13 protein-coding genes and 1 riboswitch are annotated in these 14,044 nt (G+C 60.0%); of the genes, 4 read left to right on the top strand and 9 right to left on the bottom strand.

The genetic code is table 11. From position 1 onward, the window contains the following. Positions 1-544: 544 nt before the first annotated feature. A complete protein-coding gene (locus tag SynTAK9802_RS04935; protein WP_186498032.1) occupies positions 545-1,582 on the top strand; it encodes a chlorophyll a/b binding light-harvesting protein in 1,038 nt (345 codons plus the stop codon). Positions 1,583-1,769: 187 nt separating this feature from the next. Here SynTAK9802_RS04935 and SynTAK9802_RS04930 read toward each other — a convergent pair whose 3' ends face one another. The 8 genes from SynTAK9802_RS04930 to SynTAK9802_RS04895 form a co-directional block, all read right to left on the bottom strand. Next, on the bottom strand, positions 1,770-3,317 hold the full coding sequence (locus SynTAK9802_RS04930; RefSeq protein ID WP_186497575.1) for an iron uptake porin: 1,548 nt from the start codon (positions 3,315-3,317) through the stop codon (positions 1,770-1,772). Between the two features lie 68 nt (positions 3,318-3,385). Continuing rightward, the gene (locus tag SynTAK9802_RS04925; RefSeq protein ID WP_255487859.1) at positions 3,386-4,018 is read right to left on the bottom strand and encodes a HupE/UreJ family protein; all 633 of its coding nucleotides are present in this window, start codon (positions 4,016-4,018) and stop codon (positions 3,386-3,388) included. Between the two features lie 7 nt (positions 4,019-4,025). Next, positions 4,026-4,175: riboswitch (cobalamin riboswitch) on the bottom strand. Positions 4,176-4,205: 30 nt separating this feature from the next. Continuing rightward, on the bottom strand, positions 4,206-4,454 hold the full coding sequence (locus SynTAK9802_RS04920; protein WP_186497574.1) for a hypothetical protein: 249 nt from the start codon (positions 4,452-4,454) through the stop codon (positions 4,206-4,208). Further along, a complete protein-coding gene (locus SynTAK9802_RS04915; protein ID WP_186497573.1) occupies positions 4,451-4,759 on the bottom strand; it encodes a hypothetical protein in 309 nt (102 codons plus the stop codon). Before SynTAK9802_RS04915 ends, SynTAK9802_RS04920 begins: the two co-directional genes overlap by 4 nt. Before the next feature lie 34 nt (positions 4,760-4,793). Then, positions 4,794-5,498, bottom strand: coding sequence for a 16S rRNA (uracil(1498)-N(3))-methyltransferase (locus SynTAK9802_RS04910; RefSeq protein WP_186497572.1), 705 nt, complete (start codon positions 5,496-5,498; stop codon positions 4,794-4,796). 81 nt (positions 5,499-5,579) lie between these two features. Beyond that, positions 5,580-5,885, bottom strand: a complete 306-nt coding sequence (locus SynTAK9802_RS04905) for a hypothetical protein (RefSeq protein WP_186497571.1) — start codon at positions 5,883-5,885, stop codon at positions 5,580-5,582. A 106-nt stretch (positions 5,886-5,991) separates the two neighbouring features. Next, on the bottom strand, positions 5,992-6,276 hold the full coding sequence (locus SynTAK9802_RS04900) for a hypothetical protein (protein ID WP_244275863.1): 285 nt from the start codon (positions 6,274-6,276) through the stop codon (positions 5,992-5,994). A 25-nt stretch (positions 6,277-6,301) separates the two neighbouring features. After that, a complete protein-coding gene (locus SynTAK9802_RS04895; protein WP_186498028.1) occupies positions 6,302-9,955 on the bottom strand; it encodes a hydantoinase B/oxoprolinase family protein in 3,654 nt (1,217 codons plus the stop codon). Between the two features lie 119 nt (positions 9,956-10,074). Here SynTAK9802_RS04895 and SynTAK9802_RS04890 point away from each other — a divergent pair, with 119 nt between their 5' ends. From SynTAK9802_RS04890 to SynTAK9802_RS04880, 3 genes are read left to right on the top strand one after another with little or no spacing between them, the layout of a single operon-like run. Next, complete coding sequence (locus SynTAK9802_RS04890; protein WP_186497569.1) at positions 10,075-11,031, top strand: permease; 957 nt, start codon at positions 10,075-10,077, stop codon at positions 11,029-11,031. Positions 11,032-11,044: 13 nt separating this feature from the next. Then, positions 11,045-11,698: a TIGR03943 family protein gene (locus tag SynTAK9802_RS04885; protein WP_186498026.1), complete on the top strand. Its 654-nt coding sequence runs from the start codon at positions 11,045-11,047 to the stop codon at positions 11,696-11,698. Next, positions 11,695-13,017 (top strand): hypothetical protein, encoded by a 1,323-nt coding sequence (locus tag SynTAK9802_RS04880; protein ID WP_186497568.1) that lies wholly within the window; start codon positions 11,695-11,697, stop codon positions 13,015-13,017. Before SynTAK9802_RS04885 ends, SynTAK9802_RS04880 begins: the two co-directional genes overlap by 4 nt. A gap of 79 nt (positions 13,018-13,096) precedes the next feature. Here the strand turns inward: SynTAK9802_RS04880 and SynTAK9802_RS04875 are convergent, their stop codons facing one another. After that, positions 13,097-13,981: a hypothetical protein gene (locus SynTAK9802_RS04875; protein ID WP_255487858.1), complete on the bottom strand. Its 885-nt coding sequence runs from the start codon at positions 13,979-13,981 to the stop codon at positions 13,097-13,099. Positions 13,982-14,044 lie beyond the last annotated feature (63 nt).

The raw sequence follows: 14,044 nt of genomic DNA, 5'->3' as shown, positions 1-14,044 counted from the left end.
GATCATTTGACTTGAAAGATGTTCAGGATCTAACACTCGATTGATGCGTTGCCAACATTCAAGAAATCGCAGAGCAAGATAATTACCTTGTCGACCTTGGACGGGTTTCGGCAAATTCAAAGCGATCTATCTCTCGGAGGTAATTCCGGGAGGTAGATTTTCAATAGATTTTTAATAAACAAACCATGTATGGCTGAAGCATGGTTTGTACGAAGCTGCAAATCATGCAGACCCAAGTACAATACAGAAATTACTTCATTCTTTGAGCAGGCATATTTGATACAACTCTTGCCATCAATTGACTGCAATCAGATATCGGATTAACTCTCTTGTAGGAGCAAAATAGTTTCATTGGGTAGTTCAAAGAATTCAATCCAAAAGATCAAATGATCCACATCAATTGGCCAATAGATTAAACACAAAGCACTCAAATCAAATGAGCCTTCGACCGGTTAAATATGACTTACCCCTGCAAAGCTATGTAAAAGCAGATTTAATCGACAGACAGCACTCATTATGTTTTTTATGCCGCATCTTTTTGAAAATGCAGTCTTACGGAAGTTCTTCAGTCAGTTATGACTGGTGGGCTGGAAATGCAGGAGTCGCGAAGCGCAGCGGTTCTTTCATTGCAGCCCACGCTGCCCATGCAGGTTTAATCATGTTTTGGGCAGGTGCATTCACCTTGTTTGAGTTGGCCCGTTATGACGGAACACTGCCAATGGGAGAACAAGGGCTGATTTTGATTCCACATCTCGCCGGCCTTGGCTTCGGCGTAGGGGAAAGTGCTGTAATCATTGACCAACAACCCCTCATCACGATCGCAGCGTTCCATCTGGTTTCGTCTGCTGTTCTTGGAGCAGCTGGAATCTGGCATACACTTCGAGCGCCCAAGGACCTTTCAGAGGCTGAAGGCCGCGCCCAAAAGTTTCATTTTGAATGGAGTGATGGCAAAAAGCTCACGTTCATCCTGGGGCATCACCTGATTTTTCTCGGCCTGGGTGCCATTGCCTTCGTTGAATGGGCAAAACACCATGGAATTTACGACAGCGCCATCGGAGCGGTTCGACGGGTTGAACCAAATATTGACCTCGGCATGGTGTGGGGTTATCAGGCTAATTTTCTCTCCATCAGTAGTCTTGAAGACGTGATGGGTGGCCATGCTGTTTTGGCCTTCATTCTCACGATTGGTGGTGTTTGGCATATCATCTCCAGCCCTTTCGGACCCTTCAAAAAGATCTTGATCTACAACGGCGAATCGATCCTGTCTTACTCGCTTGCTGGTGTAGCTCTGATGGGGTTTGTGACCGCCATTTGGTGTGCTCAAAACACAACAATTTACCCCGTTGAGTTGTATGGCGATCCGTTGAAATTGAACTTCGCCTTCTCTCCCTACTTCAGCGACACAACTGCTCTTGAGGGGGGTGCCCACTCAGCCCGAGCATGGCTGGCCAATACGCACTTTTACCTTGCATTCTTTTTCCTGCAAGGGCATTTTTGGCATGCCTTACGCGGTATGGGCTTTGACTTCAAGCGCGTTTCTGAAGCGCTTGAAAACATGGGAAATTCCAAAGTCAGTGCCTGATTGATCTGCCTTTTTTGATGTACCCCTCATCTCATTGAGATGGGGGGTTTCTTTACTTATTTTGCCATTTAGGCAAATATGCACCACAGCAGCCTCACGCATGAAAACGGTAAGAGGCCGCGGATCAACAAACCGATGGCAGCAGTCAGCCTCGGTTGACCTCGAATCAAACAAAAGAACCCTCAGCTCAGAACACAAATGTCGTTTTGATCAGACCGCCCAGTTGCTGGAAGGTTGAACCGTACGGCGTGAGCTCACCCCTGGGTCGCGACAGATAAAACAGCGCCGGGGTGACGCTGATGTTGTCGGTCACTTGGAACTGGTACCACCACTCCCAGATGAACTGACCATCAGCAGGGGTGTCGCCACCTCGCAGGTCCGTCGCAAAAACGGGCTGACCCACTGCCATGCCGGCATTGTTTCCCGCCATCAACACATCGTTCCACTCCAGCCCAACCGTCCAGGACTGACTGGTGCTCACTTCACCGCTGCTGTCGGTATCACTGCTATTGAGTCCCCAACCGGCGCTGATCGCAGGAACCCAACCGATCTCCTCCTGCGCCCAGGATCCACCCAGACCAAAGACATGGGTAACACCCTTTTCATTCAGATTCTGCTGCGTGAATGGTGTGGCGTAGCCGATCAAGTCATGTCCGTTCTGGATCTGGGAGTAGATGGCGGCCACATTCCAACCTTCCGCCTCCCAACCCAGCTGAACCGTGCCAGATCCTCCAGCCGCATCTGTAGCAATGCCGCCTTGAGAAGAGTCGCTAATTGAGCCATTGGCAGCGACGTAGTTGGCAGATGCCCGCATTCCGCTGGAATCAGACCACGAGATGCCTGCACCCGCACCCAAGTTTTTGTTGTAAGCGCCGGGAGCTCCGTTGAGCGTCAGCACATCCAGAATTGGATCACTGGGGTAAGTGCTGGGCCACACCGCCAGCATGTCTTCCTGCCCAACCAACGGCCCCGCGGTGATGGTGATGGACTCGCCAATGGGGAAGGAATAAAACAGCTTGTCGATTGCAAGAACATTCGCCCCTCCTTCAGCTTGATAAGCAGTCTCTAAAACAGACAGTGCGGAGGGGCCGCCACTGCCGAACACACTGGAAGCACCAAAGTTGCCAGCGCGTAAAACCGTGCTCAATAGATCTCTGCCGGAAAACGAGGTCTCCAAGATCAACTGGAGGTCGTAATTAAAAATAGTGGCACCTGAATCCCTGTTATTCGTCGACCGGAGCTGATCGGCAGATCCCATGAACCGGTTTGCACCAGCGACAAATGTCGCGACACCAGAAACCTTGGTAGTGGTAGAAAACTGAGCAGCTTGCAGTTCGCCAACGCGGGCCTCGAGGCCGTCAACGCGACCCTTGAGGATGGCCAGTTCCGTTTCGAACTCAGCCATCAGGCGACGCAGCTCGTCGGTCACTTCGGTGACGCGGTCGAGGCAAGCGTTCAGCAGGGCAGCCGCTTCGTAGCGGGTCATGGCACGGTTGCCACGGAAGGTGCCGTTGGGGTAGCCGGCAACGCAGCCGTAGGTCTCAACCAGACCAGCCAAAGCCTGATAGGCCCAGTCGGTGGGATAGACGTCAGAGAATTGGGTGACGCTGGTGACCTGATCAGCGGAAGCCGCGTAATCAGAAACGCCGTTGATGTTCAGCTCGGCGGCATTGGCGCCAGTGGCCAGCAGGCCAAGGGCGGCAGGGGCCACCAGCAGTTGCTGGAAAATTTTCATTTGTACAAATAAAAGAAACCCCAGAGGTGATCTCTGGGGTCAGAAGCTGTGAAACGGCGTGCTCGTGATCAGTCGATCAGGGCCACCCAGGCAAAGGCCATGCCGATACCCATCCAGATGCCGGCGCCAAGCCGTTGCCCCTGGGAGCCGAGGCGCTCAACCAGAGACTTGGACCAGCTGCTCACCACCAGCAGCAGCGCGCCTTGGCCAATCAGCAGGCCCAGGAAATAGGTGAACAGCGGGGTGGGTTCCGCTCCAACGATGGTGCTGCCGAGCAGAAAACCGTGCAGGGCCACAAGCGGCAGCAACCAACGGGTGGAGGCCACGGTGAGAGCGATCAAACCCTCCACCACCAGGCTGAGGGAAACCATGGCCTCCGCCCAGGGAGCCACGGCATCAGGAAGGGGGATGAACTGCGACAGAACACTGCCGCCCAGGCCAGCAGCCAGCAGAGGAACCACCCAGGCGCGGGGACGTTGCAGGCCGATGAAAGCGATGGCCAGCAGAAAAAGAAGATGGTCAGGACCTAGAAGCGGGTGACCAATGCCACTCAACAATCCCTGCAGAGCCGAAAGGTCTGTGCTGTCTCCCATGCCAAAGGGATGGTGGGCGAACGCTGGACTGGCCAGGAGAAGAACCGCAAGCAGCGATGGGCCAGCGATTTGCAGCGGCCTGCGCAGGGCCAGTGGCAAAGAATTCAAAAGTCGATCCTCGTCGGTTTGATCTGGCGGGCGTTCTGACTGACGTGGGCGGAGAGCCGACGTTTCACAGCTGCGGGACAGCGGCAGATTTTCACTGCTCTTTCCCCATTTCCTCCAGCGGCTGTTCCCCGCTGAAACCAGCACCCCACTCTACCGGCGCCACCACAACGCGTCAGATCAAGGCTTATTAGGCCTCTGGAAGTGCGTCGGCAAGGTCGGTGGTGTGGAAATTCCAGCGATCACCGTCTTCCAGCCAGAGCTCCCAGGCCAGGCGGCGGCCGCTGCGTTTCAGTCGCAGCTGGCCGCCAAAACCCGCCGGAGAGGGCTGATAAAGCTCGGTGATGTCGTCAACAGGGGCTCCATCCCGGGTGAACACCTGCTCCACCTGCTCACCAAGCCGGGCCGTCAGGTCGCTGCGCAGCTCATCAACCGTCACGCCGGCTGGTTCGAGAAATCGAGCACCAGATCGCCGACGTCATCACGGCTGATCTGAAATCCGAAGCCATCAACGGTGCCGGTCCACAGGCCTGCATCGAGATCCGCCTCGATCCCCTCCAGCTGCTCCACCTTGTGATCAAAGAGCAGGCCGAAGCAATGGGCGGCGACCTGCGCGGCCTGGGACGCATCCATTTCATCGAGTTCGTGGGCTTCCACCGGACACCCATCGAGCAGTTCGGCATCGATGACGTTGCCAGACCCGACGTCCTCAACAAGAGCTTGCAAGCCAGCCAGATCGTTCATTGCCTTCGCTGTTGAAGCAACACACGCAACACCATCATCCCTGGGCCAGAGCGGTGGTGAGGGCCGTGTCCACGCTCAAGGTGCGCGATCCCAGATGCACGGGCTGCGCAATCACCGCCTGGGCCAACTCCAGTTCAAACGGCACAAAACCACCCTCCGGCCCCACCATCACCACGGCAGCTCCCGGTGGGGTGTCCCGCAAGGGAAGGGAGGCCCCCATCTGGGCCATCCAGCAGTGCCGTCCGGCACAGAGATCCTTGAGCTGGTCTTCAACAAAGGGGCGAAAGCGCCTGTGCTGATGCACCCGGGGCGCCACCGTGTCGCTGGCGCGCTCCAGCCCCGCAAGCAGCGCATCGTTCACCTTCTCTGGTGCGAGCAAAGGCGATTGCCAATAGCTCTTTTCAACGCGGGCGCAGTTGATCAGGTGAAGATTGGCTACCCCATATTCGGCCACGGTGCGGAGCAGACGTCGCAGCACCTTGGGCCTCGGCAAGGCCAGAACAATGTCGAACCGATGGCGGGGCGGCGGTGGCTGGTTGAGGTCCACCTCAAGCACCACGGCATCTGCATCGAGCGCGCAGATACGGCCCTGGCCCAGATCGCCATTCAGCTCACCAACCCGGATGCTGTCGCCCACCGCAGCTCGTAGCACCGAACGAATGTGATCCGCCCGCCGATCAACAAGACGAACCCTCCGTTCATCCAGCCAATCCGAACGGTTGAGAACAACGATGTTCATGGCTGGATCTCTGGGATCAACAGCACGCCGTCACCAACAGATCCGTCAGTCCAGCACAACAATGTCCCAGGCCCACAATCCTCAGCAGTGTTCGAACACCCCGGGGATCAATTCCCGCTCGCGGCGCGCCTGAAACTCAGCGTCGGCAGCACGCAGCGCCGCAGGATCATCCTGGAACCAGCAGCCGTACAGAAGATTCAGGATCCGATCAACATCAAGATCACGATCAGCTACGTCCTGCCAGAGACGTTGGCTTAATTCGGCATCAGCCAGCCGAAATTGAGCCTGGACCAGGCGGCGGGCTGCGTCGAAATGGGCCTGTTGCAACTGCCGCGACGGAGAGTCGTACTGAAGCAACCGTCCCTGGATCGTTTGAAGCAAACCCATGCCATCAGCTTTGCTGCATTCAGATTGAATCCGCAGATGCCGATCGACAATGAGTCGTCATGCTGGTATTCAAACAGCAGCTCCAAAGCCAATCACAAGAAAACGATCAACACTGATCAAATCCCAACAGGATCCTGTCCTGCAAGGCTGCGTGATTGAGGCCAGGACGATTCAATTGCAGAGCCGGAAGAAGATCAAGCACAAGATTGTTGGCTCGGCGGGATTCAACACAAACGCCAACGCGATCCTCCACAGAATGGGCCAGACGGATCTGATCCATCACCAGTTGCAACTGGAACATCTGCTGGTCGAGGCTTCTGGCATGGACAGCCCCGTTGAGGCTGCAGCCCAGCAGCACGCTCAACCACCAACCCTGTAATCGCATCGGCATCACACCATCAGAAGGCATCGCCGCCTCAACGTCCCATGCCGCCTCCCCCTGGGGTGAGCATGCGAATGGCCTCGCCCGCCTGGAGCTCAAGCTGCACGGCACCGGGCAGGGGATGGGCCACCCCCTTACGATCCAGCCGCAGGTTCTCGCCACAGGCACCACTGGCTCCTCCATTGAGACCGAACGGGGCCACCTGCCGCGAGCCACTGATCAGCGACACACTCATCGGCTCGAGGAAACGGATCGTGCGCTCCAGTCCGTCGCCCCCGGGCCATCGGCCCTGGCCGCCACTGCCGGAGCGCACCGCGAAGGATTCCAAGCGCACCGGATAACGACTCTCGAGCACCTCGGGGTCCGTCAGCCGCGAGTTGGTCATGTGGGACTGCAGCCCCACCGATCCGGCAAAGCCCACACCCGCGCCGCCACCCCCGGCCACTGTTTCGTAGTACTGGCAGCGGCCATTGCCGAAGCTGAGGTTGTTCATCGTTCCCTGGCCGGCCGCCTGGGCGCCGAAGGCCGCGAACAGCAGATTGCAGAGGGCTTGAGACACCTCCACGTTGCCGGCCACCACAGCTGCGGGGGGGCGCGGATTCAACAGACAGCCCTCCGGCACCACTAGATCGAGAGGCGCGAAACAGCCCTCGTTCAAGGGGATGTCGCTGTCGAGGAGACAACGGATTACGTACAGCACAGCTGCCCGCGTCACCGCCAGGGGGGCATTGAAATTGCCCGGCCGTTGGGGCGATGTTCCGCTGAAATCCAAACGCAACCGTTGGCGTTGGAGATCCAGGCTCACCTGCACCACCAGGCAGGAGCCGTCATCCAGGGCCAGCTGATGCCGGGCGTCCGTCAGGCGCAACAGCAGCCGCTGAACACTGCGGGCTGCGTCCTGCTGCAGCAGGGTCATCTGCCGTTGCACCAGGGTCTGCCCCTCCCGCTCCACGAGGGATTGCAGCGCCGTAATCCCCGCCTGATTGGCCGCCACCTGCGCCTGCAGATCGGCCAGCAGTTCCGGAGGGTTGCGGGGCGGCGTCGCCATGCCGCCCCACACCGCTTTCAGATCAGCGGCGAGAACCCGGCCCTGGCGCACGAACAGCTGGTTGCGCAGCAGCAGCCCCTCATCAGCAATGGTGCGACTGAAGGACGGCAACGACCCGGGAGCGATGCCACCCACATCGGCGTGATGGCCACGGCTGGCCACAAAGAAGCTGGGCTGATCCCCATCGCAGAAAACCGGCGAGATGGCGGTGATGTCGGGCAGATGGGTGCCGCCATGGAAAGGGTCGTTGCTGAGCAGCGTGTCGCCGGGCTGCAGCGGTTCGACATCACCAATCACCACCTGAGCCAGCAGGTCGCGGACGCTGTCGCCCATCGATCCGAGGTGCACCGGAATGTGGGGGGCATTGGCCACCAGGCCCCCTGTGGCATCGAACAACGCACAGGAGAAATCCAGGCGCTCGCGGATGTTCACGGAGCGACTGCTCTGCCGCAGCTGTTCCCCCATCTGCTCAGCGATCGCCATGAAGCGGTGGCGAAACAGTTCCGCCTGCAACGGGTCGTGCTCACCGGCCTGGGCCAGCAGCAGTGATCCGTCTGCGGGATGCGAGCGCTCCAGCAACAGCGTGCCCCCCTCCTCCACCCGGGCCTGCCAGCCCGGCTCCAGCACTGTGCAGCCCGTGGCTTCGGCAATCAGGGCCGGGCCTGCAAGCCGCTGATTCAGCCGCAGGGCAGCGCGGTTCAGCAACGGCACCTGCGTCCAGCCGCTCGACTCCAGGTGCATCGACACCTGCGGCGATGGCTGCACCTCTGGCGTTGGTTCGGCCTTCTCAGCTGCGGCTGTTGTTGTAGCTGCGGCTGTGGCGTCGAACTGTTGGGGAGCTGTGACCTCAACATTGAGCTGTTCGACGATCAGGGCCTGATCGGCATCAATGCAGTAGCCGTAGCGTTGCTGATGACTCGCCTGGAAGGCCGAGATCACGGCATCAACACCTTGCTCAGCGGACCAGGGGAGCACCAGGGTCTGCTCGGCAGAGGGATAACGCAGGGCGAGGCTGACCCAGACCTCCGGCTCCCCCGCCACGGCATCAGCGCCATCCCCCTGGCGATGCAAGGTCTCCTGCGCTTCTGCCATCAGCCGCTCCACCTGATCCGGCAGGGCCGCCAACAACTCAGGCGAGAGGGCAGTGCCGAGATGCACCTGCCGCCGGCAGCGCTGGCGGGCCTGACCCATACCGAAGGCGGAGAGAACGCCGGCCATGGGATGCAACAGCACCGTGTTCAGCCTCAGTTCATCCGCCAGGCGACAGGCGTGCTGACCACCAGCCCCCCCGTAGGCCACCAACACCCCGCCGCGAATGTCCTCACCGCGATGCAGCGACACCCGGCGAATGGCAGCAGCCATGGTTTCCACCGCCAGTTGCAACGCCCCGGATGCCACCCGCTCCGGGGTCTGCCCCAGCGCTGCCGCGAGCTCGGCGAAGCGATGCCGCACCACCTCCACATCTGGTGGCAGATCCCCGGACGGGCCGAACACCGCTGGGAAGCGGTCCACCTGCAGACGCCCCAGCAGCAGGTTGGCGTCGGTGATGGTGAGTGGTCCGCCGGCGCGATAACAGGCCGGGCCCGGTTGCGCTCCGGCGGAGCGGGGCCCCACCCGCAACCGCTCCCCCTGGAGCTCCAGCACTGATCCGCCACCGGCCGCCACGGTTTCAATCGGCAGACGTGGGGCCAGCAACTGCAGGCCGGCAATCTCGGTCTGTTCCTTCACTTGCCGCAAAGCCTGCGCATCGGCGCATGCCACACAGAACACATCCGTCGACGTGCCCCCCATGTCGAAGCCGAGCACCGGCACCCCGTCATAGCCGGCCATTCGCGCCGCGGCGATCGCCCCAACCATCCCCGCCGCCGGCCCCGAAAGGATGGTGTCTTTGGCCTGCAGCCTGTCTGGAGCCTGCAACGCTCCGCTGGAGGTCATCACCCGCAGGGGCGTGGCGGCACCCAACGCCCCCTGCACCTGCTGCAGGTAGCCATCCAGCACCGGATGCACGGCCCCGTCCACCAGGGCCGTCTGCCCACGCGGCACCAGGCGGGGCATCACGCTCACCTGGTGGGAGCAGACCACGGTGCGAAAGCCAAGTTCCCGCAGCAATGCAGCACAGCGCTGCTCATGGGCTGGGTTGCGCTGGGCATGCAACAACGCCACCACGGCGACGTCCAGGCCGGAACGGCGCAGCTCCTCGAGACGCCGCCGCAGCGGTTGATCCAGCACCAGGGGCTCCACCTCCTCACCCCGGGCATCGAGCCGGCCGGTCAGCTCCAGCACCGTTTGCGCCAGGAAGGGGCGCTGGGGCTGCTCAAGCGCGAACAGATCGTCGCGATGTTGATCGCCGATCCACAGCTGATCCCTCAACCCGGCATTGGTGAACAACAGCAAAGGAGCACCCGCCCCCTCCAGCAGCGCATTGGTGGCCACGGTGGTGCCGAGACGCACGTCGTCGACGTCTCCCAGATCCACGGGCGGTGAAGCCGACGCCAACATCGCTTCCATGGCCGACACCGCAGGGTCTCCAGCCCCGGACTGTTCCGAGAGCACCTTGCGCACGTGCAGCTGGCCTCCTGGATCGCGACCGATCAGATCGGTGAAGGTGCCACCGCGATCAATCCAGAAGCACCACCCCATCTCCTGCCCTGGCCAACGTCGCACCAGCCTGCCGCGCAGGCCGATCAACAAACCATGTCGACGCCCCCCGATGGGCGAGCTGAACTGAGAACGTTGAGAGGCAACTGCTGCCCGAACGCTTGGACAAGCTCGCCACGGCCTGGGCGATCTTTCAGGGGTTACTGCTGGAAGCCGTTCCGTTTCTGCTGCTCGGCGTTGCGATCGCAGGGCTGGCCCGATGGGCCGTGCCACCGGGTGCCTGGATCGAGCGGCTCCCAAAGAACCCAGTGCTGGCACCGATCATCGGGGCCCTGATGGGTTTTGCCCTTCCGGCCTGCGAATGCGGCAACGTCCCCGTTGCTCGCCGTCTGCTGGCCAGTGGTGCACCGATGGGCACGGCCTTCGGCTTTCTGTTTGCAGCTCCGGTGCTGAATCCCATCGTGCTGGCCAGCACCTGGGCCGCGTTTCCCGATCAGCCCTGGCTGCTGGTGGCACGGCCATTGGGGGCCTTTCTGCTGGCGATCTTGCTGAGTTTGTTGCTGGTGCAACTGCCCGAGACGCAGCTCCTGGCCACTGCGCTTCTGGAGGAACGCCGCATGAGCCAGCCCCTCAGCAACCTCGGGCTGCTGCAGCGCAGCAGTGGTGTGATCGGCGGATCACCAACCCTCACCCGGTCCCTGAGCGGCAGGCGACTCAAGACCTGGCAGGTGCTGGATCAGAGCTGCCGCGAATTTCTCGATCTGCTGGCTCTGCTGGTGCTGGGGTGCGTGATCGCAGCCCTGGTGCAGACCTGGCTGCCGCGCAGTTGGCTGTTGGCCGTTGGGGGCGCGCCGACGGCATCAATCCTGGCTTTGAGGCTGCTGGCGGTGGTGGTGTCGGTCTGCTCCAGCGTGGATGCCTTTCTTGCCCTGGGCTTTGCCGCTCAGATCACCCCCGGAGCCCTGCTGGCCTTCCTGTTGCTGGGGCCTGTTGTGGACCTCAAACTCGCAGGCCTGTTCACCATGCTGATGCGGCCAAAGGCAATCCTGATCACGGCGATCGGTGCCAGTCTTGGCGTGCTGCTGATCGGTCAGTGGATCAACCTGTGGCTGCTGTGAGGGGCCGGTTGTGCTGAAGCGCGGAACTCTGCTGCTGCTCTGGGGCCTGACGCTGTTGTGGAGCTTCCACAGCGGACGCCTCGATTTGCTGCTTCGCGGGGTCTTCCATGACCTGGTGGGGGTCACCGGCCTGGTCTTGCTAATGCTGGGCGTGGCCCTTCTGCTGAAAAGAGAGAAGCAAGCCGAACGCTGGCGCTTGCCCTGGCTTCTCAGTGGCGTGATGGCTGCGCTGGTGCTGGTCCTTCCGCCGAGTCCCTCCTTCAGCGATCTGGCCAGCAACCGCCCCCAGGGCCTGCCCGATCCACCGGAGTTGGCCTTTGTTCTGCCCCCCGAACAACGCAGCCTCACAGAATGGGTGCGCTTGCTGCGCAGCCAGCCCGATCCCGACCTTGTGGCCGGCAATCCTGTGCGCATCAGCGGTTTTGTCTGGAGGCAACCCCAGGGCCCACCGCTGATCGCCCGGCTCACGGTGCGCTGTTGCCTGGCCGATGCCACACCCGCTGGCCTGGCGGTGGAGTGGCCGGAGTCGTTCATCCCCCAAACCAACCAGTGGTTGGCCATCGAGGGAACGATGAGCGTGCAAACGCGGAAGGAACGGCGCATTCCCGTCGTGATTCCCCAAAACATCACGCCGATTGCCAGGCCCGAGCGGCCCCTGGAACCATGACGCGGCGGCCCTTGCTGCTGATGCTGATGGCCTGCGCCGCTGTTCTGGCGCAGCAACAACTGCTGTTGCGACAGCCTCCGCGGCTGCTGCGCCTGGTGCCCCAGCAGGTGCAAAGCGGCAGCACGGCCCTGGATCTGCAGTTCAGTCGCTCGATGGCTCGACTCCGGGTCAGCGAGGCCACTCGAATCACTCCAGCCGTGCCCCATCAGTGGCTGGGGGAGACGACAGCACTGCGGATGGTGATTGATGCGGATGTCGTCCTCAAGGCTCCGCTCGAGCTATCGATCGCAGGGGACGACCAACGCGGGCTGCAGCTGGGACAGCAGCAATGGTGGTGGGACCCGAGACCCTGGCTGATCGCAACACGGCCTGTGCCGGGAGGCGAACAGGTTCAACTGCAGACGCGATCAGGAGCATGGATACCGATCAGTCGGGTCTGGCCCGCCATCCCCAGCGTCGTCCCCCTTGGGAATGGCCGGGGCATTGCCCTGGTGGGACGCGATCAGAACGGCACCGAACAGGTGTGGTGGGACCAACTGACACCCCGCAGCACCGCCAACCGCCGGGCGGCCTTGGGGCCACCAACGCTGAGCCGTACGGAACCCCTGCTGAAAGGGGAGGTGCTCTTCGCCCATCTCAGCAGCAATCTCAATGGTGATCTGCTGGTGCAGAGCGGTGGGTTCCAGCCGGGCAGTGACCAGGCCCTGTTGCTGCAGGCCGATGGCAAACGCAAGGCGCTGGCACTGAAACCCTCAGGGCCGATGCAGTTGCTGCCGGCAGGAGGGGGAGTGGTGATGCCCACCAGCAACGGCCTGAGCCTCCGCCCCTTGCAAGCAACCGAGCAAAAGCCGCAGATGCTGCCGGGGAGCAGGGAGCTGGGGGCCTTCTGCGGGGCTTCAGGACGGGCCGTGCTGATCCGGCACTGGCCGGACTACAGGCGCTCGATCGAGCTGGTGGTTCCAGGGCAGGCACCGAAGCAGCTGCACCTTGGTGATCAGGCGGTGCTGGGGGTGGCCTGCGACAACCGCGGCAAACGGATCTGGGCTGTGCTGGGGCGCTGGGAGCAGCAACGGGGCAATCACGAACTGGTGCTGATAAGCGACGCGGGAGAGGTGACACAACGGAGGGCACTGGAGCCTTGGACGATCAAGGCAGGGAGCCCCATCCAGTTGAACCCGGTGACCAACCAGCTGTTGATGACGCTGACGCGACCGAAGCAAACCCATGCCCGTGCCGGCCTGATCGATGGCGACAGCTTGAAGCTCATCAAGGTGATCAACACACCCATCAGCGAAGCCCAGTGGCTGAATGCGGGCTGAACGACAGCCCTAACTCCCTCAAAAAAACAATAAAAAACCTCGCCAATAAATTGGCGAGGTATAGCTCCAAGATATTTTATTACAGCTTATATGTAATACCGGTTCCAATATGATGCTGGTATCCATCACCCCAACCTTCAGCATTATCCCAAGTATGGATGAATTTCCAATGCGCAAAGAAATCGACTTTGTCGCTAACTGGCCTCGAGACCATTATCTCACCAGCCCAGTCGGTGCGTGAATTCAAAGCACTTGCATACTTACCAGGGGTATAGAAACGTGGACCTCCCTCAATTTGAAAAGCTATTTCACCGTAATTAAATCCAACACCAAGGCGTGGATCTGTATAGTTTCCAATGAAAACGCCATCCACTCCCCAACCTTGCCGATGATCGACAGATACATACGCGCCATCGATTAGGTCAGAAAAAGAATCACCGAGGCCGAAGTCAACGTCACCATCACCGAACGCATACTTAACTTTTGCACCAAGCTCATTCTTGACGCCCTTTGATTCAAACTTCTCCCATTCACCCTCTTCGGCATGGAATTTTAATTCGTCACTTGTGACGAAATATGGGTTCCAATAAGCCTGCACATTGAGCCTGTCTGAGTGCTTGTAATTAGCCTCTAGATAAGCCTTGAAATCAACTCTTGAGCGAGTTGGGTGAGCCTCGTGCTCTTCCTCATCATGAACGTGGATTTCACCATAGAAGTGCTCTGCTCCACCCCTGACTAAAGCAGGGCCCACGAAAGCACTTAGAGAAAACTGTTTATCGTTGCCAAGACCCCAAGCAAATTCGCCACCAATCAAAAAATCAGCTGCATAGTGCTTTTCCGGGATTTCAAGATTGTCATCAAATCCAGCATGACCTTCAACAGTAAGAAGTGGCGTGAAATCAAACTCACCAGCTTCCAATTCAGAGCCACCACCATGTGAACCGTGCGCATGAACTGGAGCCATGGAAGCGAAAGGGCTCAAAATCAGAGCCAGGAAAAGGAGACGAGAACGGATCATGGAAGAGAA

Origin of the sequence: Synechococcus sp. TAK9802 (assembly GCF_014279535.1) — a bacterium.
In the GTDB taxonomy this organism is placed as follows: domain Bacteria; phylum Cyanobacteriota; class Cyanobacteriia; order PCC-6307; family Cyanobiaceae; genus Parasynechococcus.
This window is presented reverse-complemented; position numbering and strand designations above follow the sequence as displayed.

Excerpts from the sequence above, each read along its gene's own strand:
- SynTAK9802_RS04935 (WP_186498032.1), top strand. The coding sequence starts at position 545 with ATGCAGTCTTACGGAAGTTCTTCAGTCAGTTATGACTGGTGGGCTGGA.
- SynTAK9802_RS04930 (WP_186497575.1), bottom strand. The coding sequence starts at position 3,317 with ATGAAAATTTTCCAGCAACTGCTGGTGGCCCCTGCCGCCCTTGGCCTG.
- SynTAK9802_RS04915 (WP_186497573.1), bottom strand. The coding sequence starts at position 4,759 with ATGAACGATCTGGCTGGCTTGCAAGCTCTTGTTGAGGACGTCGGGTCT.
- SynTAK9802_RS04910 (WP_186497572.1), bottom strand. The coding sequence starts at position 5,498 with ATGAACATCGTTGTTCTCAACCGTTCGGATTGGCTGGATGAACGGAGG.
- SynTAK9802_RS04905 (WP_186497571.1), bottom strand. The coding sequence starts at position 5,885 with ATGGGTTTGCTTCAAACGATCCAGGGACGGTTGCTTCAGTACGACTCT.
- SynTAK9802_RS04900 (WP_244275863.1), bottom strand. The coding sequence starts at position 6,276 with ATGCCGATGCGATTACAGGGTTGGTGGTTGAGCGTGCTGCTGGGCTGC.
- SynTAK9802_RS04895 (WP_186498028.1), bottom strand. The coding sequence starts at position 9,955 with ATGGGGTGGTGCTTCTGGATTGATCGCGGTGGCACCTTCACCGATCTG.
- SynTAK9802_RS04880 (WP_186497568.1), top strand. The coding sequence starts at position 11,695 with ATGACGCGGCGGCCCTTGCTGCTGATGCTGATGGCCTGCGCCGCTGTT.
- SynTAK9802_RS04875 (WP_255487858.1), bottom strand. The coding sequence starts at position 13,981 with ATGGCTCCAGTTCATGCGCACGGTTCACATGGTGGTGGCTCTGAATTG.